Source organism: Amycolatopsis sp. NPDC005003, assembly GCF_053600695.1.
The window spans coordinates 98,809-124,078 of sequence record NZ_JBSGAI010000032.1; the positions used below are offsets into that span (position 1 = coordinate 98,809).

Annotated in this window: 25 protein-coding genes; 8 read left to right on the plus strand and 17 right to left on the minus strand. The window is 69.8% G+C overall.

The annotated features are described in order from the left end of the window. Positions 1-228 precede the first annotated feature (228 nt). The 4 genes from ACWED2_RS31950 to gatC are packed head-to-tail and all read right to left on the minus strand — an operon-like array spanning position 229 to position 4,071. Positions 229-759, minus strand: a complete 531-nt coding sequence (locus ACWED2_RS31950) for a hypothetical protein (RefSeq protein WP_449694250.1) — start codon at positions 757-759, stop codon at positions 229-231. Beyond that, complete coding sequence (gatB, locus tag ACWED2_RS31955) at positions 756-2,261, minus strand: Asp-tRNA(Asn)/Glu-tRNA(Gln) amidotransferase subunit GatB (RefSeq protein ID WP_449694214.1); 1,506 nt, start codon at positions 2,259-2,261, stop codon at positions 756-758. Before gatB ends, ACWED2_RS31950 begins: the two co-directional genes overlap by 4 nt. Further along, entirely contained in the window at positions 2,258-3,775 is a 1,518-nt protein-coding gene (gene gatA / locus ACWED2_RS31960; RefSeq protein ID WP_449694215.1) for an Asp-tRNA(Asn)/Glu-tRNA(Gln) amidotransferase subunit GatA, read from the minus strand. The genes gatB and gatA overlap by 4 nt, the downstream gene beginning before the upstream one ends. Next, the gene (gene gatC, locus ACWED2_RS31965; protein WP_449694216.1) at positions 3,772-4,071 is read right to left on the minus strand and encodes an Asp-tRNA(Asn)/Glu-tRNA(Gln) amidotransferase subunit GatC; all 300 of its coding nucleotides are present in this window, start codon (positions 4,069-4,071) and stop codon (positions 3,772-3,774) included. Before gatC ends, gatA begins: the two co-directional genes overlap by 4 nt. Positions 4,072-4,307: 236 nt before the next feature. Between gatC and ACWED2_RS31970 the strand changes: the two genes are divergently transcribed. Beyond that, positions 4,308-4,961 carry an amino acid-binding protein gene (locus ACWED2_RS31970; RefSeq protein WP_449694217.1) on the plus strand — a complete coding sequence of 218 codons (654 nt, stop codon included), beginning with the start codon at positions 4,308-4,310 and terminating at the stop codon, positions 4,959-4,961. Between the two features lie 70 nt (positions 4,962-5,031). Here ACWED2_RS31970 and ACWED2_RS31975 read toward each other — a convergent pair whose 3' ends face one another. The 4 genes from ACWED2_RS31975 to ACWED2_RS31990 form a co-directional block, all read right to left on the minus strand. After that, positions 5,032-5,526, minus strand: coding sequence for a GNAT family N-acetyltransferase (locus ACWED2_RS31975; protein ID WP_449694218.1), 495 nt, complete (start codon positions 5,524-5,526; stop codon positions 5,032-5,034). Continuing rightward, the gene (ligA, locus tag ACWED2_RS31980; protein ID WP_449694219.1) at positions 5,519-7,675 is read right to left on the minus strand and encodes an NAD-dependent DNA ligase LigA; all 2,157 of its coding nucleotides are present in this window, start codon (positions 7,673-7,675) and stop codon (positions 5,519-5,521) included. The genes ACWED2_RS31975 and ligA overlap by 8 nt, the downstream gene beginning before the upstream one ends. A gap of 11 nt (positions 7,676-7,686) precedes the next feature. Next, positions 7,687-8,391: a hypothetical protein gene (locus ACWED2_RS31985; RefSeq protein WP_449694220.1), complete on the minus strand. Its 705-nt coding sequence runs from the start codon at positions 8,389-8,391 to the stop codon at positions 7,687-7,689. An 85-nt stretch (positions 8,392-8,476) separates the two neighbouring features. Beyond that, entirely contained in the window at positions 8,477-9,514 is a 1,038-nt protein-coding gene (locus ACWED2_RS31990; RefSeq protein ID WP_449694221.1) for a methionine synthase, read from the minus strand. A gap of 122 nt (positions 9,515-9,636) precedes the next feature. Between ACWED2_RS31990 and ACWED2_RS31995 the strand changes: the two genes are divergently transcribed. The 5 genes from ACWED2_RS31995 to ACWED2_RS32015 all read left to right on the plus strand — a co-directional run bounded on the left by ACWED2_RS31995 (position 9,637) and on the right by ACWED2_RS32015 (position 14,009). Beyond that, positions 9,637-10,461: a phospholipid scramblase-related protein gene (locus ACWED2_RS31995; RefSeq protein WP_449694222.1), complete on the plus strand. Its 825-nt coding sequence runs from the start codon at positions 9,637-9,639 to the stop codon at positions 10,459-10,461. 105 nt (positions 10,462-10,566) lie between these two features. Continuing rightward, a complete protein-coding gene (locus ACWED2_RS32000) occupies positions 10,567-11,610 on the plus strand; it encodes an MBL fold metallo-hydrolase (protein ID WP_449694223.1) in 1,044 nt (347 codons plus the stop codon). A gap of 80 nt (positions 11,611-11,690) precedes the next feature. Further along, a complete protein-coding gene (locus ACWED2_RS32005) occupies positions 11,691-12,092 on the plus strand; it encodes a GNAT family N-acetyltransferase (RefSeq protein WP_449694224.1) in 402 nt (133 codons plus the stop codon). Positions 12,093-12,102: 10 nt separating this feature from the next. Continuing rightward, positions 12,103-12,555, plus strand: a complete 453-nt coding sequence (locus ACWED2_RS32010) for an N-acetyltransferase family protein (protein ID WP_449694225.1) — start codon at positions 12,103-12,105, stop codon at positions 12,553-12,555. Positions 12,556-12,737: 182 nt separating this feature from the next. Next, complete coding sequence (locus ACWED2_RS32015) at positions 12,738-14,009, plus strand: DUF222 domain-containing protein (RefSeq protein ID WP_449694226.1); 1,272 nt, start codon at positions 12,738-12,740, stop codon at positions 14,007-14,009. A 7-nt stretch (positions 14,010-14,016) separates the two neighbouring features. Here the strand turns inward: ACWED2_RS32015 and mnmA are convergent, their stop codons facing one another. The 4 genes from mnmA to ACWED2_RS32035 all read right to left on the minus strand — a co-directional run bounded on the left by mnmA (position 14,017) and on the right by ACWED2_RS32035 (position 19,069). Further along, positions 14,017-15,108, minus strand: coding sequence for a tRNA 2-thiouridine(34) synthase MnmA (gene mnmA / locus ACWED2_RS32020; protein WP_449694227.1), 1,092 nt, complete (start codon positions 15,106-15,108; stop codon positions 14,017-14,019). A gap of 4 nt (positions 15,109-15,112) precedes the next feature. Further along, positions 15,113-16,309 carry a cysteine desulfurase family protein gene (locus tag ACWED2_RS32025; RefSeq protein WP_449694228.1) on the minus strand — a complete coding sequence of 399 codons (1,197 nt, stop codon included), beginning with the start codon at positions 16,307-16,309 and terminating at the stop codon, positions 15,113-15,115. A 64-nt stretch (positions 16,310-16,373) separates the two neighbouring features. Then, positions 16,374-17,741, minus strand: coding sequence for an MFS transporter (locus ACWED2_RS32030; protein ID WP_449694229.1), 1,368 nt, complete (start codon positions 17,739-17,741; stop codon positions 16,374-16,376). Positions 17,742-17,785: 44 nt separating this feature from the next. Beyond that, on the minus strand, positions 17,786-19,069 hold the full coding sequence (locus tag ACWED2_RS32035) for a helix-turn-helix transcriptional regulator (protein ID WP_449694230.1): 1,284 nt from the start codon (positions 19,067-19,069) through the stop codon (positions 17,786-17,788). Positions 19,070-19,223: 154 nt separating this feature from the next. On the opposite strand from ACWED2_RS32035, the gene ACWED2_RS32040 reads away from it, so the two are divergent. Continuing rightward, on the plus strand, positions 19,224-20,126 hold the full coding sequence (locus ACWED2_RS32040; RefSeq protein ID WP_449694231.1) for an NADP-dependent oxidoreductase: 903 nt from the start codon (positions 19,224-19,226) through the stop codon (positions 20,124-20,126). Between the two features lie 54 nt (positions 20,127-20,180). Here ACWED2_RS32040 and ACWED2_RS32045 read toward each other — a convergent pair whose 3' ends face one another. The 4 genes from ACWED2_RS32045 to ACWED2_RS32060 form a co-directional block, all read right to left on the minus strand. Next, positions 20,181-21,065 (minus strand): lysophospholipid acyltransferase family protein, encoded by an 885-nt coding sequence (locus ACWED2_RS32045; RefSeq protein ID WP_449694232.1) that lies wholly within the window; start codon positions 21,063-21,065, stop codon positions 20,181-20,183. After that, entirely contained in the window at positions 21,062-21,844 is a 783-nt protein-coding gene (locus ACWED2_RS32050) for a GNAT family N-acetyltransferase (RefSeq protein ID WP_449694233.1), read from the minus strand. Before ACWED2_RS32050 ends, ACWED2_RS32045 begins: the two co-directional genes overlap by 4 nt. Positions 21,845-21,990: 146 nt before the next feature. Continuing rightward, positions 21,991-22,950, minus strand: a complete 960-nt coding sequence (locus ACWED2_RS32055; RefSeq protein ID WP_449694234.1) for an electron transfer flavoprotein subunit alpha/FixB family protein — start codon at positions 22,948-22,950, stop codon at positions 21,991-21,993. A 29-nt stretch (positions 22,951-22,979) separates the two neighbouring features. Next, positions 22,980-23,765 (minus strand): electron transfer flavoprotein subunit beta/FixA family protein, encoded by a 786-nt coding sequence (locus ACWED2_RS32060; protein WP_449694235.1) that lies wholly within the window; start codon positions 23,763-23,765, stop codon positions 22,980-22,982. A 243-nt stretch (positions 23,766-24,008) separates the two neighbouring features. Here ACWED2_RS32060 and ACWED2_RS32065 point away from each other — a divergent pair, with 243 nt between their 5' ends. After that, a complete protein-coding gene (locus ACWED2_RS32065) occupies positions 24,009-24,854 on the plus strand; it encodes a DegV family protein (RefSeq protein ID WP_449694236.1) in 846 nt (281 codons plus the stop codon). Here ACWED2_RS32065 and ACWED2_RS32070 read toward each other — a convergent pair. Continuing rightward, positions 24,832-25,257 carry a hypothetical protein gene (locus tag ACWED2_RS32070; RefSeq protein WP_449694237.1) on the minus strand — a complete coding sequence of 142 codons (426 nt, stop codon included), beginning with the start codon at positions 25,255-25,257 and terminating at the stop codon, positions 24,832-24,834. The two genes, ACWED2_RS32065 and ACWED2_RS32070, sit on opposite strands and share 23 nt — an antisense overlap. Positions 25,258-25,270 lie beyond the last annotated feature (13 nt).

The following is a 25,270-nucleotide window of genomic DNA, read 5'->3' on the forward strand; positions in this document are numbered from 1 at the left end:
CCAGCAGCGCCGATCCGCGCCGCCTGTCCACCCACGGGACGGCGATCTCCGCGGCCTTGGCTGCGCCTTCTCCGACCGTTCCAGAAAGCGCTTTCTCATGCAACGGGCGGCCGTGATGTCAACGTTGTCAACGACCGCGATCCACCGGTCGGACGACTCGCACAGCCGGTCGGAAACTCTCCAGCGGCAAGGCTCTTACCGACCTGACCTTCGCGGGCGCCGCGAAGGTCAGCCGCTCTTGCTGCGGGTCTTGCGCGGCTGCCTGCTCTCGGCCCGCATCGCCCGCATGTCCAGGAAAGCGGCAACACCGGACACGAGCGCCGCGAGCAACCCGAGGAACCGGCCCAGGCCAGGCCCGATGGCGACCCCGGCGGCCTCGAAGATGCCGCGCTGGTCGGCGTCGAACTCCCAGTCCAGGGTGAACCAGCCCAGCACCATCAGCAGCAGCGACGCCGCGGCGACCACCAGCCACAGCTGCGGCAGGCCGCTGATGCGCAGGGTCCGGATCCGCCCGAAAACGACCACGACCAGCCCTGCCAGCAGCAACGGCAGCGGCGGGCACCAGGCGAAGAAGCTCGAGTGCCACGCGTCGCGGACGACGTCACCGTGGGGCAGCTGCGCGAGGATGTCCTCGATGTCCGGTCTGGTGGCGGTCAGGGTGGTCCACGGGAGGAACGTCGAGCCCAGCGCGAGCAGCCCGGCCGCCAAGCCGAGCCACTCGCGCCAGGTGACGCCTTTGACGAACCCCGGCAACGTCAGGAACCGACGCGCTCGATGATCAGTTCACGAACCCGCTTGGCGTCGGCTTGTCCCTTGGTCGCCTTCATGACCGCGCCGACGATGGCACCCGCCGCGGCGACCTTCCCGCCGCGGATCTTCTCCGCGACATCCGGCTGCGCCGACAGGGCCTCGTCGATCGCGGCGAGCAGCGCCGAGTCGTCCGAGACGACCTTCAGCCCTCGCTTCTCGACGACCTCCCGCGGCTCGCCCTCGCCGGCGAGCACGCCCTGGACGACTTCCTTCGCCAGCTTGTTCGTCAGTTCGCCGGACGTGACCAGCCCGATCACCTCGGCCACCTGGGCCGGAGTGATCGCCAGCTCGGCCAGCTCGACCTCGCGGGCGTTGGCCTCCTGGGCGAGGGTGTTCACCCACCACCCACGGGCTTCGTCCGGCGACGCACCGGCCTCGACGGTGGCCGCGACGAGGTCGACGGCGCCGACGTTCAGCAGGTCACGCAGGGCTTCGTCGGAAAGCGACCATTCCTGCTGGATCCGCTTCCGCCGCTCCGAAGGCATTTCCGGCAGCGTCCCGCGCAGCTCCTCGACCCATTCGCGCGAGGGCGCGATCGGGACCAGGTCGGGCTCCGGGAAGTACCGGTAGTCCTCGGCGGTCTCCTTCGTCCGGCCCGACGACGTGGTGCCGTCGGCCTCCTGGAAGTGCCGCGTCTCCTGCTTGATCGAACCGCCCTCGGCGAGGATCGCCGCCTGCCGCGTCATCTCGTAGCGGACGGCGCGCTCGACGCTGCGCAGCGAGTTGACGTTCTTCGTCTCGGTGCGAGTCCCGAACTCGGTCGCGTCCTTCGCCATCAGCGAGACGTTCGCGTCGCACCGCAGCGAGCCCTGGTCCATCCGGACGTCGGACACGTCGAGCGCGCGGAGCAGGTCACGCAGCGCGCTCACGTACGCCCGCGCGACCTCGGGGGCCCGCTCGCCGGTGCCGGTGATCGGCTTTGTCACGATTTCGATCAACGGCACGCCGGCCCGGTTGTAGTCGAGCAGCGAGTGCTCGGCGCCGTGGATCCGCCCGGTGGCGCCACCGACGTGCAGCGACTTGCCGGTGTCCTCCTCCATGTGCGCGCGCTCGATCTCCACGCGCACGACCTCGCCGTCGTCGAGCGTGACGTCGAGGTAGCCGTTGAAGGCGATCGGCTCGTCGTACTGCGACGTCTGGAAGTTCTTCGGCATGTCCGGGTAGAAGTAGTTCTTCCGCGCGAACCGGCACCACTCGGCGATCTCGCAGTTCAGCGCGAGACCGATCCGGATGGCCCCCTCGACGGCCTTGGCGTTGACCGCAGGCAGCGCCCCGGGCAGCCCCAGGCAGGTCGGGCAGACCTTGGTGTTCGGCTCGCCGCCGAACTCGTTCGGGCAGCCGCAGAACATCTTCGTGTTCGTGTTCAGCTCGACGTGCACCTCGAGCCCGAGCACCGGGTCGAACCGCTCGACGACGTCGGCGTAGTCCATCAACTCGGCCACGGCAGTCACTTCGTTCCTCCCAGCTCCGGGACCTTGTGGATGAGAGCCCCACCGGCGGCGGCGTCGCGGGCGGCCTCGTAGGCGGCGCCGACCCGGTACAGCCGGTCGTCGGCGAGCGCCGGGGCCATGATCTGCAGCCCGACCGGCAGGCCGTCCTCGTCGGAGAGCCCGCTCGGCACGCTCATGGCGGCATTGCCGGCGAGGTTCGACGGGATGGTGCACAGGTCGGCGAGGTACATCGCCATCGGGTCGTCGACGCGCTCACCGATCTTGAACGCCGTGGTCGGCGTCGTGGGCGAAACGAGGACATCGACCTGCTGGAAGGCGGCGTCGAAGTCACGCGTGATCAGCGTGCGCACCTTCTGCGCCGAGCCGTAGTAGGCGTCGTAGTAGCCGGACGACAACGCGTAGGTGCCCAGCATGATCCGCCGTTTGACCTCGGCGCCGAACCCCTTCTCCCGGGTCAGCGACATGACCTCTTCGGCACTGTGCGAGCCGTCGTCGGCGACGCGCAGGCCGTAGCGCATGGCGTCGAACCGCGCGAGGTTCGACGAGCACTCGCTCGGCGCGATCAGGTAGTACGCGGGCAGCGCGTAGGCGAAGTTCGGACAAGACACCTCGACGACGTCGGCGCCGAGCGCCCGCAGCTGCTCGACCGCGGCCTGGAACGACCGCAGCACGCCGGCCTGGTAACCGTCGCCGCCGAACTCCTTCACGACGCCGACCTTGACGCCCTTCAGGTCACCGGTCGCGCCCTGGCGCGCAGCGGCGACGACCGGCGGCACCGGCGCGTCGATCGACGTCGAGTCCCGCGGGTCGTACCCGGCGATGACCTCGTGCAGCAGGGCGGCGTCGAGCACCGTCCGCGCGCAGGGCCCGGCCTGGTCGAGCGAGGACGAAAAAGCGACAAGGCCGTACCGCGACACCCCGCCGTAAGTCGGCTTGACCCCGACGGTCCCGGTCACGGCTCCCGGCTGCCGGATCGACCCACCGGTGTCGGTGCCGATGGCGATGGCGGCCTCGAACGCCGCGATCGACGCCGAAGAGCCACCGCCCGACCCGCCCGGGATGCGGGCGTGGTCCCACGGGTTGTGCGTCGGGCCGTAGGCCGAGTTCTCGGTCGACGACCCCATGGCGAACTCGTCCATGTTCGTCTTGCCGAGGATGACGACACCGGCCTCGCGCAGCTTGCGCGTCACGGTCGCGTCGTACGGCGGCAGCCAGCCTTCGAGCGTTTTCGAACCACAGGTCGTCGGCACGCCCTCGGTGGTCAGCACGTCCTTGAGCGCGAGCGGCACGCCCGCCAGCGGGGACGCGGGCGCCTTGCCGTCCGCGAGCCCTTCGTCGACCGCCTTGGCCGCGGCCAGCGCACCCTCCGTGTCGACGTGCAGGAACGCGTGGATGTGGTCGTCGACCTCGGCGATCCGGTCCAGGTGGGCCTGCGTGACCTCGACCGCGGACACCTCGCGCGAGTGGATCTTGTCCGCCAGCTCCGCGGCGGTCAGCTTGATGAGCTCGGTCACTGCTCTTCCCCCAGAATCCGCGGCACCCGGAACCGGCCCTCTTCGGCGGCCGGCGCACCGGCCAGCGCCTGCTGCTGCGTGAGCCCGGGGACGACCACGTCCTGTCGGAAGACGTTCGTCAGCGGCACGGCGTGCGACGTGGGCGGCACGTCGTCGGCGGCGACCTCGCTCACCTTGGCCACCGAGTCCAGGATCTGGTCGAGCTGGCCGGCGAAGACGTCGATTTCGTCGTCGGTCACGGCCAGCCTGGCCAGCTTCGCGAGGTGCGCGACCTCGTCTCGGGAAATGTTGGGCACGCGGGTGACTCCCGGGTTGTGCTGTGCGGGTTGTCTCGGAAGCTGCAAGTCTATGGTGGCGGCGTGGGCGGACTCGACTGGGTTACGCCCGGCGCAGGCCGGCTGCCGTCCGGCGACGCTTACATCCCGCCCGGCGGACAGAAGGTCCCGCGAGCCGGATGGGTCTGTCACAATCGGCGACCGGCATCGAGCGTCCCACGGCAAGGCTGGGACGCCAGAGGTGAGAGGGGCGCGTGGTGTCGTTCCTGATCCGGGTCCTCCTTCCGGACAGCCCGGGGACCCTCGGCGCGGTCGCCACGGCGCTCGGCACGGTAGGCGCCGACATCCTCAGCGTGGACGTCGTCGAACGCGGCAACGGGACCGCCGTCGACGACCTGGTGGTCGAGCTCCCTTCGGGTCGGCTGCCCGACGCGCTGATCACAGCGGCGGAGAGCGTCGAGGGCGTCGAAGTGGACGCGGTCCGTCCCTATGCGGGCGTCCTGGACACGCACCGCGAGCTCGAGCTCGTCGAAGAGATCGCCGCTCAGCCGAAGTCCGGCCTCGACATTCTCGCCGAGGGCGTTCCCCGCATCGTGCGCGCCGGCTGGGCGATGATCGTCGAACATTCGGAAACCGGCGCGGTCCGGCTGGCCTCGTCGAGCGCGGCCCCGGAGACGCCGATCACCGACCTGCCGTGGCTGCCGCTCGAACGCGCGACGGTCCTCGACAGCGAAGACGCCTGGATCCCGGAGACGTGGAAGGAGCTCGGCACCGAGCTCGCCGCGACCCCGCTCGGAAAGCCGGGCAAGGCACTGCTCGTCGCCCGCCCAGGCGGTCCGAACTTCCGCGCCGCCGAGGTCGCCCGGCTCACCCACCTCGCCGGCATCGTCGCGGTCGTCCTCGACGGCTAGCGAGAAGCCCGTCACGTTGCCGAAAAGGGACGAGCCCGCGCGGGCTCGTCCCTTTTCGGCAATGCCCTGGTCAGACCTCGATCTGATAAGCGACGAGCGTGACGTGTGGGAACGGCCGCCAATCCCGCTCGGCCAGACGCGTGAACCCGAGACGCTCGTAGAGCCGGTGCGCGCTGTGCATCCGGTCGAGACTGCTCAGCACCACCTTCCGGAGTCCCAGCGCGCGTGCGCGGTCGAACACCGCCCTGATCAAGGCTTCGCCGACACCCCGGCCGCGCGCCGACGGCGCCACCGCCAGCATCCGGAACTCCAGCTCGCCCGGGCGCGAGATCTCGGCGTACTCGGACCCCGGGTGCACGACCGTCACGGTGCCGACCACCTCCCCGGAGCCGTCCACGGCCACGAGGACCTCGGCAGCCTCGACCCGCCGCGCGACGTCGCGGAGCGTCGCGTCGTAGCCGACGCCGTCGGCCAGGTGCCCATCGGCCTGGTACGCCTGCACCGTGACCTCGCCTGCCGCGGCGTACTCCTCGGCCCGCGGCGGGCGGATCTCGACATCACCCATCCGTCTCCCCAGTCTCTCCTTCGGCGGTCTCGTCGCCGGCCGGCAGCGCCACCTCCCGCGCCGCGTCGGGGCCCTGCTCCAGCAGGACGCGGAAGCCGCCTTCGTCGAGCACCGGCACCTTGAGCTGGACCGCCTTGTCGTATTTCGAACCAGGCGAATCCCCGACGACGACGAACGCGGTCTTCTTCGAGACCGATCCGGCGGCCTTGCCACCGCGGGCCATGATGACCTCCTTGGCCTCGTCGCGCGAGAAGCCGTCGAGCGAGCCCGTCACCACGATCGACAGCCCCTCGAGGTTCCGCGGGATCGAGTCGTCGCGCTCCTCCTCCATCCGCACCCCGGCGCGTCGCCACTTTTCGACGATCTCCCGGTGCCAGCCGACCTCGAACCACTCCTGAGTCGCGCGGGCGATGGTCGGGCCGACGCCGTCGACGTCCGCGAGCTCTTCCTCGGTCGCCTGCTCGATGCGCTCGATCGAGCCGAACTCGCGCGCCAGCGCCTGCGCCGCGGTCGGCCCGACGTGCCGGATCGACAAAGCGACCAGCACCTTCCACAACGGCCGGTCCTTCGCCACCTCCAGGTTGGCGAGCAGCTTCCGCGCGTTCGCCGACAGCTCGCCGGCCTTGGTGCGGAAAAGTTCGACCTCGGCAAGGCTGTCCTCGTCGAGGTCGAAGACGTCGCCCTCGTCGGCGATCACCCGCGCGTCGAGCAGCGCGGCCGCCGCCTCGTACCCGAGGACCTCGATGTCGAAGGCACCGCGGCCGGCCAGGCTGAACAAGCGTTCCCGCAGCTGCGCCGGGCAGAAACGGCTGTTCGGGCAGCGGATGTCCTTGTCACCTTCCTTCTGGTAGGCGAGTTCGGTACCGCAAGCCGGGCAGTGGGTGGGCATGACGAACTCGCGCTCGTCACCGGTCCGCGCGTCCACCACCGGCCCGAGCACCTCGGGGATGACCTCACCGGCCTTCCGGATGACGATCCGGTCGCCGATCAGCACACCCTTGCGCTTGACTTCCTCCTGGTTGTGCAGGGTGGCCCGCGCGACGGTCGACCCGGCGACCTTGACCGGCTCGGTGACGGCGAACGGCGTCACCCGCCCGGTGCGCCCGACGTTGACCTGGATGTCCAGCAGCGTCGTGATGGCTTCTTCGGGCGGGTACTTGTACGCGATCGCCCACCGCGGCGCGCGCGACGTCGTGCCGAGCCGCCGTTGCATCGCCACCCTGTCGACCTTGATGACCACGCCGTCGATCTCGTGTTCGGCGTCGTGCCGGTGTTCACCCCAGTAGGTGATGTGCGCGGTGAGCTGGTCGGCCGACGTCAGGACCTTGCTGTGCGGTGACACCGGAAGCCCCCACGCCGCCAGCGCGTCGTACGCCTCCGACTGGCGCTGGGGCTCGAAGCCGTCGCGCTTGCCGAGCCCGTGGCAGATCAGCCGGAGCCGCCGCTCGCGCGTGATCTTGGGATCCTTCTGGCGCAGCGAGCCGGCCGCGGTGTTGCGCGGGTTCGCGTACGGCGGCTTTCCGGCTTCGACCATCTTCGCGTTCAGCTCGAGAAAGTCCTCGACGCGGAAGTAGACCTCGCCGCGCACCTCGACCAGGGCGGGCACCGGGAACTGGTCGGCGCCGGTCAGCGTCTCCGGGACCTGGTCGAGCGTGCGGACGTTGAGCGTGACGTCCTCGCCGGTCCGTCCGTCGCCGCGGGTGAGCGCCCGGGTGAGGCGGCCGTTTTCGTACAGGAGGTTGATCGCCAGGCCGTCGATCTTCAGCTCGGCCAGGAACTCGGTCTGCCCGACCTCCTTCTCGACGCGCTCCACCCAGGCCAGGAACTCCTCTTGGTCGAACACGTTGTCCAGGCTGAGCATGCGCTCGAGGTGGTCGTATGCGGTGAACTCGGTCGAGAACGTGCCCCCGACCCGCTGGGTCGGCGAATCGGGCGTGACCAGCCCGGGGTACTCGTCCTCGAGCTGCTGCAGTTCGCCCAGCAACTCGTCGAACTGCCCGTCGGAAATGATCGGGGAGTCCAGGACGTAGTAGCGGAACTGGTGGTTGCGCAGTTCCTCGGCGAGGGCGCCGTGCCGCTCACGCACGCCGACCGGGACGTCGGTCACGTCCTCGGCGTTCTGGTCCTGGGGAAGGTCGGTGCTGCTCACGGGTGGTAACCCTAGTCGGCGGTACCGACATTTTCGTCGTGGTTGCCGCCCAGTCCGCGGACCAGTTCACGGAACTCCAGAAGGGTGATGGCACCGGCCGGCTCGGTCTCCGCGGTCTCGACGCGCCGTAACCGTTCCGCGGCGAGCCGTTCACCCAATGTCGCGTCGAGCGGCAGGAAGGTCATGGTCCGCCGGGCGGCGTCATCGAGGTCGCCGAAGCGCGGGTGGAAGACGGCGACGTCGACGACGTGCTCGTCGTCGTCCACCTGGGCGACGACCCGGACATCGGCGAGCGCGATCCGGTGCTCGCCGAGGTTGACCGTGACCTCGGTCGGATCGGGCACCGGCGGGACCGAGTCGTGGTACTCCCAGATCGCGTCGTCCGGCGGCGCGGCGGCCCGCCAGGCGTCGGTGAACGGCCGCACCTCGGGGTCTTCCTGGCCGGTCACGACCAGCGCGTAGATCGCTTGGCGACCACGCTCCAGCGAGAAGTGCAGCCGCGGGTGCAGCGCTTCCACCAGCTCACAGAGCTCGTGCTCGACCCGGTGTGGCTCGCCCTCCCCCAGCGCCGCGCTGACCATCGGCAGCAGCTCGAACCAGCCGTGCCAGAACGCCTCAGCGGCGACTGCCGGATCATCCGGCACGGGCTGCTCGGGCCACGCGGTGCGCGGGTCGGGCGGATCGGCGGCGGCGCTCTTGCGGCGGAACAAACGCATGGTTTCGGGTGGTCCTCGTTCGGTCGGCTACCTCGGCAACGCTACTTGCCTGCCGAGGCGGACGTCGGCGAGTTGCGGAATTCCGTCACCAGCCTTCCGGCGGCTCCACGAAGGCTTTCCCGAGGTCCCGGGTGAGTGACAGGGCCCGGCGCATCCACTCCGGCGTCGCACCGGCGAGGCCGCAGGCGGGCGTCGGCACCGCTCGGTCGGCGAGGACGCTGCGGTTGAAACCGAGCCGGTCGGCCAGCCTGAACGCCGGCTCGCCGACGTCCTTCAGGCTCGGCGAGGCCCCGGACACCGTTGTCGGCACCGCTCCCAGGAAAAGCGTGGCCCCGCCATCCCACACTTCGCCGATCTCGTCGAGGAAGGCGGCGGAGGCACCGTCGAGTGCGGCGAGGTCGAAGGCCACAGCGTCCGCGCCTGCCTCTCGCAGCAGGCCGAGGGGTGGTTTCGCGGCGCAGCAGTGCAGGATCACCGGGCGGTCGGTGATCCGCCGCGCGCCGTCGATCACGGTGGTGAGCAGCTGACGGGCCTCGGGCGCCGGCACCGCGGGGACGCTCCCGTAGCCGGACGGGGTCGACAGGCCGCCGGCCAAGACGGCGGGCAACGACGGTTCATCGAACTGGACCACCACCGGCGCGCCGGTCCTGGCCCGCACTTCCGCGACGTGTTCGGCCAGGCCGTCCAACAGGGACGACGTGAAGTCCCGCAAGGCCCCGCGATCGGTGAGCACTCGATGGCCCCGGGGCAGTTCGATTCCCGCGCCCAGCGTCCACGGCCCGGCCAGCTGAACCTTGAAGACCGGCGGGGTCACCCCGGCCTTTTCGCGTGCCTCCTGCACGGCGTCGAGATCCCAGCGAAGCAGGTCGACGGCCCGGCGATGCTCGTGCCCTGGCCGGGACGCCACGCGGTAGCCACTAGGCACGACGTCGACGGCCAGGTCGACGAGCAGCGCTGCGGTCCGGCCGAGCATGTCCGCGCCGACACCACGGGCCGGCAACTCGGGCAGGTGCGGGAAGTCGGGCAGCTCGCCGAACACGACCGCGGCCGCTTCGGCAGGATCGTTGCCCGGCATCGAGCCGATCGCCGTCGCGGCCCCGCTGGGCCAGATTCGCTCACTCACGACCACCGATTCTGGTCGATCTCCCAGTGCGGGCACCGGCCGGGGCCGCCGGGATGCGGACATTCACCGCATATCCCTTGACGAACACCACGCGCGTGCCCGCGACGATAGGCTGACCGGCCATGACGAGTTCGCCACCGCAGCCGGGCTGGTACCCGGACGCGCGGGACCCCCGTCTGCACCGGTGGTGGGACGGCCAGGCCTGGACTGCTCACACCCGGCCGGCTCAACAATCCCCGCCACCGAGCGATTCCGAACCGATCGAGCTGGACATCGAACGCGCCCACGACCCGGCCCGGATCCAGCACCAGGTCAATCGCGCGACACGCGGCCGAGGCGCCGCGCGCGCCGGGGGCGGGACCCTGTTCACCGAGCCGGTCCTGGTGGTCAACCAGCGCGCCAAGCTGATCGAGATGGCCAACGAGTTCGGCGTCTTCGACCAGCACGGCAACCAGCTCGGTGGGGTCGTCGAGGTGGGTCAGAGCACGCTGAAGAAGGCGATCCGGCTCCTGACCAACTACGACCAGTTCCTGACCCACAAGTTCGAGGTCCGCGACGCCAACCACAGCACCGTGCTGAAGGTGCGCCGGCCGGCGAAGGTGTTCAAGTCCCGGTTCCTGGTCACCAGGGCCGACGAGACGCCGATCGGCGAGATCGTCCAGGAGAACGTCTTCGGCAAGATCCGGTTCGGCTTCATCGTCGACGGCCGGTCGGTCGGCGGGATCTTCGCCGAGAACTGGCGCGCCTGGAACTTTTCGATCCGCGACCACGCCGGTACCGAGGTCGCCCGAGTGACCAAGACCTGGGGCGGGTTCCTCAAAGCCGCCTTCACGACGGCGGACAACTACGTCGTGGAAATCCCCCAGCCGCTGCCGGATCCCCTGGCCAGCATGGTGGTCGCCGCGGCCTTGACGATCGACACCGCCCTGAAGCAGGACACCGACTGAGCGAGTGACCGGCGTCTCATCTCCTCCCGGTGGACAGCGGGCCCGGCACGGCTCAGGGTGAAGAAAGGGCCGGGACGCCGCAGTCTCGCCGGGACGGAGGTCATCGTGGAACCGTTGCCGGAAAGCAGCGACAGGAACTGGACCGAGCCGGGAATCTACGAAGTCTCGTCCGGTGTGTACCGCATCCCGTTGCCGCTGCCCAACGACGCTCTGCGCGCCGTCAACGTCTATGCGGTCACCGACGGCGAGAAGCTGGTTCTGGTCGACTCCGGGTGGGCGCTGACCGTGGCCCGGCAGCAGCTCGCCGACGCCCTGGGCGGGATCGGCGCCGGACTCGCCGACGTCAGCGAGTTCCTCGTCACCCACGTGCATCGGGACCACTACTCGCAGGCGGTGGTCCTCCGTCGTGACTTCGGTTCGAAGATCGCCCTCGGCCAGGACGAAGAACCATCGCTCAAGGCATCCGGCAATCCCGACCGCCTGCCGATGGAAGCCCAGGTCGACCTCTTGTACCAGGCCGGGGCCGTCGAGGTCGTGGAAGCGCTCGCCCGGCAGTTCGGCACGAGCCGGCGACACACGGAAGCCGACCTCTGGGAGGCGCCCGACGAATGGCTGACCCCAGGGCCGCGGCCGATCCTGCCCGGGCGCGAGTTCGACGTCGTCGCCACTCCGGGACACACATCCGGGCACGTCGTCTTCGTCGACGACACGGCCGGCCTGCTGTTCTCCGGTGACCACGTGCTGCCGCACATCACGCCCTCCATCGGGTTCCAACCGGTGCCCGCCGAGTTGCCGCTCAACGACTTCATCGGTTCGCTGCGCCTGGTGCGCGCCATGCCGGATCGCCGGATGCTTCCGGCCCACGGGCCGGTGTCGGAGAGCGTGCACACCCGCGTCGACGAACTGCTGGAGCACCATCGTCAGCGGCTCGAGACGGTGGCCTCGCAAATCGTGGCCGGCGCGACTTGTGCGTATGAAGCCGCGCATCGGATCGGCTGGACCCGCCGCAACCGCAAACTGTCCGAAATGGACTCCTTCAATCAGATGCTCGCCGTCCTGGAAACTGCAGCGCACCTCGACCTCCTGGTCTCCCAAGGGAAGCTGAGCGCCCAGGTGGTCGACGGGGTTCGTCGTTACGCGGTGACCTGACCGACGCGCGCGGTCGGCACAGCAGGTAGTCACCTCGTCGCAATTGGGTCCACCGACCGGCCTCCTGCATACTGGGTGAAATGGAAGTCATCCGACGCGCCCGGGCAACGGACATCGAGGCGCTCGTGCGCCTGTTCGGCGCACCGGGCGAGCCGTTGGCAGCCGCGCTCCGTGAACTCCTGAACACCCCGCACGTCACGCTGGTCGTGGCCGAGGACGACAATGGTGTCGCCGGCACCGCACAGCTGACCGTGCTCCGAGGCCTTGCCTGGGACGGCGCACCCCGCGGCCTGCTCGAGGGCATTCGCGCCGCTCGGCGCGGCGTGACCAGCGCACTCCTGACCTGGGGCATCGACGAAGCCCGCCGGCGCGGGTGCACCCGGATCCACCTCGATTCGGGCCTCAACCGCGGCGACCTGCGGGATTTCTACGCACGCTTCGGTTTCGAGTACAGCTACCAAGGATTCACCCGCGTCCTGTGATACTGACGTCGTGGCCGACTACAGCATCCGCAGGGCACGGCGAGAAGACGTCGCCGCGATAGTGCACATGCTGGCGGATGACCAGCTCGGCGCCACCAGGGACGATCCAGGCGACCTCGAGCCGTACCTGCGCGCCTTCGACGAGATCGACGCGGATCCGAATCAGCTCCTGGTGGTTGTCGCGTCAGGCGACAAGCCGGTCGGCACGTTGCAGCTGACGATCATTCCGGGCCTCGCCAGACGCGGCGCGCTTCGCGGACAGATCGAGGCCGTGCGCATCCACGCAGGCCATCGAGGCGCCGGGCTGGGCGCCGATCTGGTTCGCTGGGCGATCGACGAGTCGCGGCGGCGCGGGTGCTCCCTTGTGCAACTCACTTCGGACACCTCCCGGACGGAAGCACACCGGTTCTACGAGCGGCTCGGATTCGCACCCAGCCACACGGGATTCAAGCTCAAGCTCTGAGAAGCGCCCCCTGTGGAGCATGGCGATGACTGTCTACTTTGGACATCTACCCTCCCATGATCGCGAACGTCCACGTCGCGCAGGATCCCTAAACAATTGCGATTAGTCAAGAGGAAGGGCACGAACGGTCCATTCGTGCGCTTTCGATGACTTTCCTCGCGAGGCGTCGTACCGTCGAACTCATGACCTCTTCACAGCCAGTCCACAAACTCGTCCCGACAACCGGCCAGAGCGCCGACGGCGCACTTCCGTTCGTGCTGCAATCGGTCCGCGCCGACCCGAACACGTTGCAGCGCATGAAAGACGACCAGGTCGTCGACCTGATCCGAGATACCGACGCGGAGATTTCGAAGCTGCAAGCACTGCAGCTGAGAGCGATCGCGGACCTGAGCGTGCGACGGAGACAGGCGCCCAGCGCGTCATCGGAAGTCGCATTGGCCCTGTCCATCACGGAACACCGCGCCAGCGCCATCGTTTCCGCGGCCAACGCGCTGATTGCGCGCCTTCCCCGCATGCTCAACCTCATGGATGACGGCCGGCTCGACCTCTATCGCGCCATGAAAGTCACCGATGCGACAGCATGGCTGTCGCGAGATCACGTTCATGTCGTCGACGCGACGCTCGAGGATCGGGTTCCAGGCCGGAACGCCACCCAGGTCCGCCGGGCCGCGGCCTACGCCGCCGCGCAGGCCGACCCCGAAGGCGCGGCGCTCCGCACCGAGCGAAAGCTCGTCGAGCGACGCCTCACCTTGCACCACCAAGACGCCGGCGTGACCAATCTGTCGGTCAACAACGCACCGACCGAAAAGGCGACCGCCGCCTACGCCAGAGTGGACCAGGCCGCCCGTGCACTGAAGACACCGGACGAACCGCGCACGCTGGATCAGCTCCGCGCTGACGTGGCCATCGATCTGCTGCTCAGCGGCACGGGAGGCCCGAGCGAGCGCGCTGAGGTCTTCCTGCACATCGACCTGGCCACCTACGTCGGGCTCAATCAGACGCCGGCAGCGTTGTCCGGCCGCGGGCCCATCGCGGCGGCACTGGCTCGCCACATCATCGGCCGTGCCGATACGACGCTGCGCCGGGTCCTCACCGACCCGCGAAACGGTCGTGCCGTCGAACTGTCTCCGACTCGCTACTCGCTCGAGCAGGACGAGTTCATCCGGGTTCGCGACCAGGAGTGCCGCCAGCCCGGATGCACCCGTCCCGCACAGAGCTGCGGGACCAAAGCAACTCGCCTGCAGGGCGAGACCGAAGGCGTCGCGGACCAGGCAGTCACCTTCTGCTCGCGGCACAGCAAGCTGAAGGGACAGCCCGGCTGGGACTACGAAGTGACGCCCGCCGGCACCCTCAACGTCACAACACCGGCAGGACAGGTCCAATCGACAACGCCACCGTCGGTGCACCCCGGCCGCCGACAGACGAACCGGCTCCGGAAGAAGCCCCGGAAGTGACCGTTGATCAGCGGGTACCTGCGATCTTCGCGCTGCCGAGGACGACGTCGCCACCTTCAGGATCAGGGCGGTAGAGAACGACGACCTGCCCCGGAGCAACTCCGCGCAGCGGCTCCCGCAAGTGCACCGTCATGGTGTCGTTGTCGACCTCGGCGACCGCATCCACGATCCCTCCGTGGGCCCTGACCTGGACCACGCATTCGGTGGGTTCGGTCAGCGGCCGGCCGCTGGGCCAGATCGCCCGGTCAGCCTCGATCACCTTGACACCGAGCCCGGACACGGACCCGACCTTGACGGAGCCTGACACCGGTTCGAGTGACAGGACGTACCGAGGACGGCCATCCGGCGCCGGAGCATCGATGCCCAGGCCCTTGCGCTGGCCGACCGTGAACCCGTGCACCCCGGTGTGCCGGCCGAGGACCGCACCCGTTTCCGCGTCCACGAGCTCGCCGGGGCGCTGGCCCAGGCGGTTCTCCAGGAACTTCTTGGTGTCACCGTCCGGGATGAAGCAGATGTCGTGGCTGTCCGGCTTGTTGGCAACGGACAGACCTCGTCGCTCCGCCTCGGCCCGCACATCGGTCTTCCAAGACCCGCCCAGGGGGAACATCGCGTGGCTGAGCTGTTCCGGTGTCAGCGAGGCAAGCACGTAGGACTGGTCCTTGCCGCTGTCGGCACTACGACGCAACTCGGGCACGCCGTCCACCACGGAGAGGCGCGCGTAGTGGCCTGTCGCGACCGCATCGAATCCGAGCGCCATCGCCTTTTCGAGGAGCGCCTCGAACTTGATCTTCTCGTTGCAGGTGACACACGGATTCGGGGTGCGACCGGCAGCGTATTCGCCGACGAAGGTCTCAACGACCTCTTCGGTGAAGCGCTCGGCGAAGTCCCAGATATAGAACGGGATTCCGAGGATGTCAGCAGCCCGGCGGGCGTCGTGCGAGTCCTCGATCGTGCAACACCCGCGCGAGCCGGTCCGCAGAGTCCCCGGTTTGGCCGACAGGGCCAGGTGCACACCCACGACGTCGTGCCCGGCGTCGACCGCTCGCGCCGCGGCGACTGCCGAGTCCACTCCTCCGCTCATCGCGGCCAAAACCCGCATTGCCTTACACCTCTTGCTTCTGGATCTGCTTGCGCATTCCGGCGAGGCCGGCCTGCCGGGCGCGCATGACAACGCCACCGATCTCCGTCGCCACGGCCTCGACGTCCGCGGCGGTGGATGTGTGCCCAAGGGAGAAACGAAGGGAACCGCGAGCAGCTGCCGGGTCGGCCCCCATGGCCAGCAGCACGTGGCTCGGCTGGGCGACGCCTGCCGTGCACGCAGACCCCGTCGAGCATTCGATGCCCTTGGCGTCGAGCAGCATCAACAGGCTGTCGCCGGCGCATCCGGGGAAGGTGAAGTGAGCATGGCCGGGCAGCCTCTCGCCACGTCCACCGTTCAGAACGGCATCGGGTACCTCGCGTTGGACAGCCTCGACAAGCCCGTCCCGAAGTTCTTCGACACGCTTCGCGTAGTCGGCTCGAGTCGCGACGCTGGTTCGAACTGCAGCTGCGAAACCCACGATCGCCGGAACGTCCAGCGTGCCGGAGCGGACGTTGCGCTCCTGGCCGCCGCCGTGCAGCAGGGGCGCACAAGGCACGTCACGCCCCAGCAGAAGTGCGCCCACGCCGAACGGGCCGCCGAGCTTGTGTCCGGTCAGGGTGAGCGCGGCGGCGCCGCTGGCGGCGAAGTCGACCGGAGCGGCCCCGACGGCCTGGACCGCGTCGGTGTGGAACGGGATGCCGAACTCGGCGCACACCGCCGCCAGCTCGGCGATCGGGTTGATCGTGCCGACCTCGTTGTTCGCCCACATCACGGTGGCCAACGCCACCGTCTCGGGGTCCGCGGTGATGGCTGCCCGGAGGACGTCGGGCGACACCCGTCCCTGACTGTCGACGTCGAGCAACGTCACCTCGGCGCCGCACTGAGCTTCGAGCCATTCGACGGTGTCCAGCACGGCATGGTGCTCCGCGGCTCCGCACAGGATGCGCCGACGCTGCTCCTGCTCACCCCGACGGGCCCAGTAGATGCCCTTGATCGCGAGGTTGTCGCTCTCGGTGCCCCCGCCGGTGAAGATCACCTCGGAGGGACGCGCGCCCAACGCCTCGGCGATGGTCTCGCGGGCTTCCTCGACCATCCGGCGGGCCCGGCGGCCCGAAGAGTGCAGCGCGGAGGCGTTGCCCACGGTGGACAGCGCCTCGGTCATCGCCGCTATGGCTTCGGGCAACATCGGAGTGGTCGCCGCGTGGTCGAGATAGGTCATCGCTTTTCCAGGGTAGTCCGCTCCAGCGCGTGACGAAGCCCACCCTGGCTCTCGAAGTGGGCTGTCACACCTTTGACGGCCACCGCCCGGTCAACCGGACACCGACCATCGCGAGCGCCACCAAGGCCACTGTGAGCAGGGCCATCGCCGGCGACGGGTCGAGAACCGACCCGACCGTGCCCAGCAGGACACCACCCAGGCCGATCAACAGCGCGGATCCGACCCAGTCCGCGAGTTGCATCGCCGAAGTGTTGAATCCTCGTTCACCCTCGGGTGAGTAGCGGAGCAGGAGGACGGAGATCGCGGGCATCGCGATCCCCATACCCGCGCCGCCGACAGCGCAGGCCACGAACGCGAACCAGCCGGGGAACCACGGCTGGGAGACCAGACCGAAACAGATCAAGCCGGCCGCGACCAGCCCGAATCCGGTGCGCAGAGATGCTTCCCTCGACCAGCCGAGGTATCGGCCTTGTGCGGCCGACGCCGCGGACCAGCCCAGCGCCGTGATCGTCAGCGGCAGGCCGGCGAGAGCAGGGCTGTAACCGTGGACCGCGCTCATCGTCAGCGGGAGATATGCCTCCATCCCCGCGTACGCACCGGCGATCAGGGCACGGGAAGCGACAACCGTCGGCAGGCCGGGGCGTGACGTCAACGTGCCCTCCGGAAGCAGCTTTCGGAGGGCGTAACCCAGCGCGACCAGCCCCACCACGCCGTAGCCGAGGGCGACGAGCGATTGGTGCTGAGCCGCCCACGTCAACGCTGCGACGCCGAGGGCGGCGATGATCGCCTGCGGCACGCTCGCCCGTCGGCCGGCGGTGGCGCGTTCGTGCGCAGGCAGGCGCCGGACGACGACCACCAGCATGAGCACGCCGACGGCCACGAACGGGACCAAGCCGAGGAAGACCCAACGCCAGCCGACACTGACCGTCACGACCCCGGCCACTGAAGGCCCGATGACCGCTGGCAGGACCCAAGCGGCGGCGTTCGCGGCGTAGATGACGGGGCGTTCGTGATCGGTGAACGTCAGCGCGATCAAGAGCGAGACCGAGACGAGGAGCAGCCCCGAACCGAAGCCCTGCAATGCGCGGCCGAGAAGCAACATCGGCATCCCGCTCGCCGTCCCCGCGACCACGAGGCCGGCCGCGAACAACAAAGGGCCGGCGAGCAGCGCCGGCGCGGGGCCGCGGCGGTCGCCGACCCTCCCCGAAAGCACCGTCGCGACGACGCTGGAAATCAGGAAGATCGTGAACGGCCACGAATAAAGCGACAACCCGTCGAGATCGGCGACAAGCGTAGGCATCGCCGTCGCGACGCCCATGCTTTCGAACGCGACCAACGTGACCACGAGCAGCAGCGCGATCGTGGTCAGCCGGTGTTCCGCGGTCCAGAGCACACTTCGGCGACGGGGTGCCGAGTCGATCGTCGAGGCCATGATCAGCAGCGTGCAACCTCCAGCCCGCTGGAGGTCAAGGCGGTTCAGGCGGAGCGGTGTGCCACCGGTTCGAGCGGCAGGTCGCGGACGAGCGCGGCTGCCTCGCCCCGGGAACTCACGTCCAGCTTGTCCAGGATGTTGCGGACGTGGAATTTCACCGTGTGCTCGCTGAGCTGCAGTTGTCCGGCGATCTGCCGGTTTCGCAGCCCCTGGGAGATGCCGGACAGGACCTCCAGCTCGCGTGGGTTGAGCCGGCCGAGGGGACGCAGTTCCGGCGGCTCGGCCACGCCGAGCGGGAGGACTGCCGTGACCGTCGTACCCCAGTCCGGCACGGCGTCGACCTCCCAGTGGCCACCGAGAGCGGTGAGGCGCTCGGTCAGGCGTCGGGGCGGGATCGCGTCGGCGACTTCGGGGCAGTCGTCGCGGACCGTGATCCGCAGGACCGGTCCGTCCACGCGCCAGGATGCCCTCAAGCGCGTGGTCGCCGGACGGTCCAACGCCGCGAGCACCAGGCCGCGGGTCAGCGTCCGCGCCGTGTGGGCGATGTCCTGTGGAAGGGACGCGTTACCGACCGGGTCGACGAGGTCGACGTCGACTTCCGTGTGCCGGATCAGGTCGGTCAGTTGGGTCTTGAGGACGGCGAATGCCGAGTCGGCCTGCTCGGCGGACAGGACCTGGTCGCGGTCGACGACGCCTTTGAGCTCCACCAGCGCGCCGGTGGCGAGGTCGACCGCGGTGCGGCGGGCGGCGGCGTCGGAGAGCCGGCCGGAGCGCAGGACCGACAGGAGGGTGACGAGGGTCGCCGCGTGCGCCTGGCCGAGGTCGGTGATCACCTGGGCGCGGGCGGAGGCCGCGGCGAGGCTGCCGGCCAGGACGTCCGGCCCAGGGTCTGTCGCCCGCTGGCCCGCGTCGGTGCTGACGATGTGCCACAGCCGGGCCGCCAGCTCCAGCTCCGCGGGCGGCGGCTCTGCGGCCTCCGGCACCACGGCGATCACCGCGCCCTGGCCGACGGCCGGTGTCGAAGCCAGCAGGACCAGGCGACGCTCGACGCCCCCGAGCACGCCGTCGGTCACCAGCGCCTTGCCCGGCTCGCTGCGGTCGACCAGCCGCTGCAGCTCGACGCTCGTCACGGCCTGCGTGATCGCTTCGTCGCCGATGGCCTTCAGAGGGCTGCGGGGGCAATCGCCCGTCTGCATCGCGGCCGCGCGGTGCGGGATCAGCCTGCCCAGCTCGGCGGCGAACCGGCTGAGCAGTTGGGGCCGCGGCGCCGACAGGAGCCGCTCGACGACGTCCAGTACGTGTCGCGGATCCGACCAGGAAGCGTCCATGGCCTCCAAGGTAGGCGCGTCCGCGGTCCGGCGACCTGCTCGTCCGGCTAGTGAACACTGCTCGTCCGGGCGGTTCGGCGGCTCCGGTGGGCGAGTTGACTTCCGGGGGAGGACATTCGAACCGAAGGTCACGAATCAAGGAGCGACGAAGACCATGCGAGCGATCATCTTCTCCGCATACGGCGGACCGGAAGTCCTGCAGCTGTCCGACGTCCCGGTGCCGGAGCCGGGTCCCGGGCAGGTGCGGCTGGCCGTGCGGGTCGCCGGGGTCAACCCGATCGACTGGAAGATCCGCAACGGCGCCATGCAGCAGAACTTCCCGGTCACGTTCCCGCACATCCCGGGTGCCGAGGTCGCCGGGGTAGTCGACGCCGTCGGGGAGGGCGCGGACTTCGCCGTGGGTGACGAGGTCTTCGGCTGGTCGGAGACCGGCGCCTACGCCGAGTACGCGCTCGCGAAGGCGATCGCGCCGAAGCCCGCGAGTCTTTCGTGGGCGGACGCCGCCGCGTTGCCGGTCGCCGGCGAGACAGCGCTTCGCGTCCTCGGGCAGCTCGGGGTCCGCGAGGGTGAGACGCTCCTGCTCCACGGCGCCAGCGGGACGGTCGGGCGGTTTGCCGCTCAGGTCGCCGTTGCCCAGGGCGTGACCGTCATCGGAACCGGAGGAAGCCGGAGCCTCGACGACCTCAAATCGCTGGGCGTCGTTCCCGTGCTCTACGGCGAAGGCTGGGTGGAGCGGGTCCGCGAGGCGACGGGCGGGCAGGTGGACGCCGTTTTCGACGCCGCCGGGCACGGGGTGCTGCCGGGGTCCGTCGAACTGCGGGGCACCAAGGACCGCATCGTCACCATCGCCGATGCCGCCGCCTTTGAGCTGGGGATCCCGTTCTCCAGCGGGGGCGAGCAGAGCCGCGAGGTCCTCACCGGGATCGCCGGCTGGGTGACCGATCGCGGGGTCGGCATCGCGCAGGGCAAGAGCTATCCGCTGGCCGAGGCGGCCGCGGCGCAGGTCGAAAGCGAGGACGGGCACCCTGGCGGAAAATTGACCATCACCGTCGGCTGACCGAATGCGAGCCCAATCCGGGCCTGTCGCCGGATCGCGGCGACAGGGCCCGGATCACTTCGCGGGAGGCGAAGCCAGTGGGGCCGCCTGGCGGCGCGAGGCCCGGCGCCGCTGCTGGGCCGGGATCTGCACCGTGCCCAGCGCGGAATGGACCGCCGCCTCGGCGAGGTCGGCCAGCTCGCGACGAGTCTCCGCGCGGCCGGGGGCGATCTCCGGACAGACGTGGATCTCGAGCACCAGACCGCGCAGGGCCGCCACGCGGCGCAGGGACGCGATCAGCGACTCCGGCCCGATGAACGCCGGGCGGCTGGTCTCGCGGCCGTCGGCGAGGCGGTAGCGCAACGCGATCGGGCGCACCGGGACACCGCCGTCGATGGCCGCCTGGAACGTCGCCGTCGTGAAGCGGCCCGAGGCCAGACCGCACCACGTCGTGCCCTCCGGCGTCACGCTCACCAGCGAGCCCGTCCTCAGCGCCTCGGCCAGCGACGCCATCGTGGCCGGCAACGTCGTCAGCCGCTCGCGGTCGAGGAAGATGCTGCCGCCGCGGCGGACCAGGCCGCCGAGCACCGGCCAGCCGGCAATCTCCGTTTTGGCCAGCGCGCGCATCGGCCGCAGCGCGTTGATCGCGACGATGTCCAACCACGAGATGTGGTTGTTGACCACCAGCGCGCCACGGCCAGCAGGCGCCGTCAGGAAGTCGGCGCCGCCCCGGATGTCCAGCCGGACGCCGAACGCCCGAAGCATGCCGCGGAAGATCAGCCGGAGCAGGCGCTCGCGGCCCGGGGCGACCAGCAGCAGGGGCGCGGATACCAGGGCCGCGAGGACCACCGAGATCGCCGCCGCGAAGCGCAGGACCCGGCGCGGGACACCGACCACCGGGTCGTCGGTGGTGAGGCAGCCGTCGCCGCACGGCGAAGCCGGCATCCAGGCGTGGCTCATCCCTGCACCCCGAGGAAGAACTTGAGGTACCGCTCATCGACGTTGTGCAGGTCCAGCAGGACGAAGAAGTCCGCGACGCCGAAGTCGGCGTCGAGCGCGGGGGGCCCGCAGACCTTGGCGCCGAGCCGGACGTAGCCCTTGATCAGCGGCGGCAGCGTGGACCGCGCCGGACGCTCGATACCCGAGGCGTCCCAGGGGAGCAACGGCGTGACGCGCGTGGCCTCGTCGGAGTAGTGCTTGGCGCGCAGGACGTCCCACACCCCGGCGGCGAAGGAACCGCCCTCCACCAGCGGGACGGACGCGCAGCCGGCGAGGTAGCGGTGACCGGAGAGCAGCATGTAGCGGGCGATTCCGGCCCAGACCAGGCTGACGACGGCGCCGCTGCGGTGGTCCGGGTGCACGCACGACCGGCCGGTTTCGACCAGCGACGGGCGCAGGCCTTCGAGCGCCGTCAGGTCGAATTCGCTGTCGGCGTAGAGCTTCCCGGCCCGGGCGGCGCGCTCCGGCGGCAGCATGCGGTAGCAGCCGACGATCTCGCCCGTGTTGTCGTCGCGGACCACGAGGTGGTCGCAGAACTCGTCGAACTCGTCGACGTCGAGACCGGGCCGCGGGGAGTGGAGGCGCGCACCCATTTCCTCGGCGAAAACCCGGTGCCGCAGTTTCTGCGCCGCGACCACTTCGTCGTTCGCGTGCGCGACGAGAAGCGAGTACCGGGGAGCGTCGGCGGGGAGCTCGGCACCCGCCTGATCAGTGCTGACGAGGAGCTGTGACGTCGTCATGGTCAAGGTGTACCTGCGCGTTGGAAGCCGCGGAGAGTGCCATCCGATGACCGATTAGTGCATGTTCGGTGAATGGCGGGTTCTCTGTCCCGAAAACGGACGAAGGGCCTTCCGGGGAACTCCCGGAAGGCCCTTCGGTACAAGGCTCAGCCCTTGCGCTTCTCGACCGCCTCGGTCAGCTGCGGCGCGACGTTGAACAGGTCGCCGACGATGCCGAAATCGGCGATCTCGAAGATCGGCGCCTCCGGGTCCTTGTTGACGGCGATGATCGTCTTCGACGTCTGCATGCCGGCGCGGTGCTGGATCGCGCCGGAGATGCCGAGCGCGATGTACAGCTGCGGCGAAACGGTCTTGCCGGTCTGGCCCACCTGGAACTGCGCCGGGTAGTAGCCGGAGTCGACAGCGGCACGCGACGCACCGACCGCCGCACCGAGCGAATCGGCCAGCTTCTCGACGACGTCGAACTTCTCCGCCGAGCCGACCCCGCGGCCACCGGAGACCACGATCGACGCCTCGGTCAGCTCCGGCCGGTCACCACCGGTCACCGGCTCCGCGCCCGTGATGCGAGTGGCCTTGGCCGCGTCGACCGCGGGGAGCTCGACGGTCTCCTCGGCCGCCGCGCCCTCGGCGGGCTCCGCCTCGACCGCGCCCGGGCGGATCGAGACGACCGGCGCACCCTTGGCGGACTTGGACTTGACCGAGAACGCGCCACCGAAGATGGACTGGTCGATGACGCCGTCGCCGTTGACGCCCACGGCGTCGTAGATCAGGCCGGAGCCCAGGCGCACGGCCAGGCGGGCGGCGACCTCCTTGCCCTCACCGCTGGCGGTGACGAGCACGGCGGCCGGGGACGCCTGCTGCGCGAGCGCGGCGAGCACGTCCACCTTGGGCGTGACCAGGTAGTTCGCGGCGTCGTCGCCTTCCGCGACATACACCTTGGCGGCGCCGTGCGACGCCAGCGCCTGCTTCGCCTTCGCGGCGGTCCCGGTCGGGCCGACCACGACGGCCGACGGCTCACCGAGCGCACGGGCGGCGGTCAGCAGCTCGAGCGTGACCTTCTTGACCTCACCGTCGACGTGGTCGACGAGGACGAGTACTTCAGCCATGGTTCTACTTCCTCCTCGAAGAGCCGTTGTCAGATGAGCTTCTGGCCGACCAGGTACTCGGCGACCTTGGTGCCGCCGTCACCTTCGTCCTCGACCTTCTCGCCGGCGGTGCGCGGCGGCTTCGGCGCGGACTCGGTCACCTGGGACCACGCGTTGGCGAGGCCGACCTCGCCCGCGTCGACGCCCAGGTCGGCGATGGTGAACGTCTCGACCGGCTTCTTCTTCGCGGCCATGATGCCCTTGAACGACGGGTAGCGCGGCTCGTTGATCTTCTCGCCGACGCTCACGATCGCGGGCAGGCTCGCTTCGAGGTGGGTCAGGCCGTCCTCGGTCTCGCGGATGGCCTTGATCGTCGAGCCGTCGACGGTCAGCTCGCGCACGTAGGTGACCTGCGGCAGGCCCAGCAGCTCGGCGAGGATCGCCGGGATGGCGCCGCCGCGGCCGTCGGAGGACTCGTTGCCGGCGATGACCAGGTCGAAGCCCTCGACCTTGCCGATCGCGGCGGCGAGGACCTTGGCGGTGGCGATCGCGTCGGAGCCGTGCAGCGCCTCGTCGGAGACGTGGATGGCCTTGTCGGCGCCCATGGACAGCGCCTTGCGGATGGCGTCGGTCGCGCGGTCGGGTCCCACCGAGATCACGGTGACCTCGCCCTCGCCGGCTTCCTTGATCTTCAGCGCTTCTTCGACGGCCTTCTCGTTGATCTCGTCGAGCACGGCGTCGGCGGATTCGCGGTCAAGGGTGTGGTCGGACCCGTTGAGCTTCCGCTCCGAGTAGGTGTCCGGTACCTGCTTGACCAGGACGACGATGTTGGTCATGGGTCTGCTTCGACCTCCCGGTTCGTGGCCCGCGGTCGACCACGGGACAGTGCTCTACTGGCCGGTAGATTAGGGCCAATCGGCGCGCGGGACCCGTCGAGGTGACGCCATTCACCTGGATGCGCAATCTAGTGGGACCATCGTCCCGGTAGTTGACCGGTTACCCCGCCCGAACTGCCGTTCGTCCGATCGGACCAACCACGGCCTACTGGCAGTGGGTGTCAGGCATTAACCTCCTCCACCATGCCCGCGCGCATCGCCGTCATCACCGACTCGAGCTCCTGCCTGCCCGACGTCGTCGCTTCTCGCTGGGCCATCGGCGTCGTCCAGATCCAGCTGAGCCTGGGCAGCCACTACGACGACGAAAACCGCTTCGACCGCGGCGAAGTGATCGACGCCATGAGAGCCGGGCAGGTGATCGCCACGGCGCCCCCGGACCCGGGGGCGTTCTTCTGGGCCTACCAGGAGGCGGCCACGTCCGGCGCGACCGCCATCGTCAGCATCCACATCTCCGGCCGGATGTCCGACACCGTCCGCGCGGCCCGGGAGGCCGCCCAGCAGGTCCGCATCCCGGTACACGTCCTGGACAGCCGGACCACCGGCATGAGCCTCGGCTTCGCCGCCGTGTCGGCCGCGCGGGCCGCCGCGGCCGGTGCGGAGGCCCACCGGGTCATCGAAGCCGCTGAACGCCGGTGCACGACGAGCACCGAGTTCATCTACGTCGACACCCTCGAGTACCTCCGCCGCGGCGGCCGGATCGGCGCCGCCCAGGCCATGCTCGGCAGCGCGTTTTCGATCAAGCCGCTGCTCACGGTCAAGGACGGCGAGGTCGCGCCGCTCGCCCGGGTCCCCGGCACGCGACGCGCCTTGGCCAAGATGGTGGACTTGGCGGTGAAGAAGTCCGGCGGCTTCCGCGCCGACATCGCCGTGACCCGGTTCGGCGCCAGCGACCACGAGCTGGAGATCGGCAGGCAGATCGAACGCCGGGTGCCGGCGATGGTCGAAAGCATGGTCGTCGAAGCGAGCACGGTCATCGGCGCGCACCTCGGCCCCGGCGCACTCGGCATCACGGTGTCGCCGGTGGGCTGACCCGCCGCGCCGGTAGCAACAAGACCACGAGCGGCAACAACACCCCGAGGCCGGTCGTCCCGACGATGAGCACCTGGTCGATCCGCTCGAAGTGCCCGACGTGGCCGAGGTGGTAGCCGAAGTGCGGGACGCCGAAGAGCAGTGCTGAGACGGCCGCGAGCCGCGCGACGGCTGTGGTGCCGATCACGGCGGCGCCGATCAGCAGCGCCGCGAGCCCCAGGTTGAGCCCGCCGAAGTCGCGCAGGAGGTGCTCGTTGAACGGCCCGTCCATCGCCACCCAGCCGGCCCGAAAGCCGGGAAAGTCCTGGTAGAAGCCGGTCGGCGACACCAGTGGCCAAAATCCGACCACGGCCTCGATCAAGCCGAAGACGACGAGCAGTACGCGGGTGATGGTCCGTTGCATGACCACGGAACGA

Coding starts and splice junctions, on each gene's coding strand:
- ACWED2_RS31975 (WP_449694218.1), bottom strand. CDS start 5,526: ATGGGTGATGTCGAGATCCGCCCGCCGCGGGCCGAGGAGTACGCCGCG.
- ACWED2_RS31985 (WP_449694220.1), bottom strand. CDS start 8,391: ATGCGTTTGTTCCGCCGCAAGAGCGCCGCCGCCGATCCGCCCGACCCG.
- ACWED2_RS31995 (WP_449694222.1), top strand. CDS start 9,637: ATGACGAGTTCGCCACCGCAGCCGGGCTGGTACCCGGACGCGCGGGAC.
- ACWED2_RS32005 (WP_449694224.1), top strand. CDS start 11,691: ATGGAAGTCATCCGACGCGCCCGGGCAACGGACATCGAGGCGCTCGTG.
- ACWED2_RS32015 (WP_449694226.1), top strand. CDS start 12,738: ATGACCTCTTCACAGCCAGTCCACAAACTCGTCCCGACAACCGGCCAG.
- mnmA (WP_449694227.1), bottom strand. CDS start 15,108: ATGCGGGTTTTGGCCGCGATGAGCGGAGGAGTGGACTCGGCAGTCGCC.
- ACWED2_RS32025 (WP_449694228.1), bottom strand. CDS start 16,309: ATGACCTATCTCGACCACGCGGCGACCACTCCGATGTTGCCCGAAGCC.
- ACWED2_RS32030 (WP_449694229.1), bottom strand. CDS start 17,741: ATGGCCTCGACGATCGACTCGGCACCCCGTCGCCGAAGTGTGCTCTGG.
- ACWED2_RS32035 (WP_449694230.1), bottom strand. CDS start 19,069: ATGGACGCTTCCTGGTCGGATCCGCGACACGTACTGGACGTCGTCGAG.
- ACWED2_RS32040 (WP_449694231.1), top strand. CDS start 19,224: ATGCGAGCGATCATCTTCTCCGCATACGGCGGACCGGAAGTCCTGCAG.
- ACWED2_RS32045 (WP_449694232.1), bottom strand. CDS start 21,065: ATGAGCCACGCCTGGATGCCGGCTTCGCCGTGCGGCGACGGCTGCCTC.
- ACWED2_RS32050 (WP_449694233.1), bottom strand. CDS start 21,844: ATGACGACGTCACAGCTCCTCGTCAGCACTGATCAGGCGGGTGCCGAG.
- ACWED2_RS32055 (WP_449694234.1), bottom strand. CDS start 22,950: ATGGCTGAAGTACTCGTCCTCGTCGACCACGTCGACGGTGAGGTCAAG.
- ACWED2_RS32060 (WP_449694235.1), bottom strand. CDS start 23,765: ATGACCAACATCGTCGTCCTGGTCAAGCAGGTACCGGACACCTACTCG.
- ACWED2_RS32065 (WP_449694236.1), top strand. CDS start 24,009: ATGCCCGCGCGCATCGCCGTCATCACCGACTCGAGCTCCTGCCTGCCC.
- ACWED2_RS32070 (WP_449694237.1), bottom strand. CDS start 25,257: ATGCAACGGACCATCACCCGCGTACTGCTCGTCGTCTTCGGCTTGATC.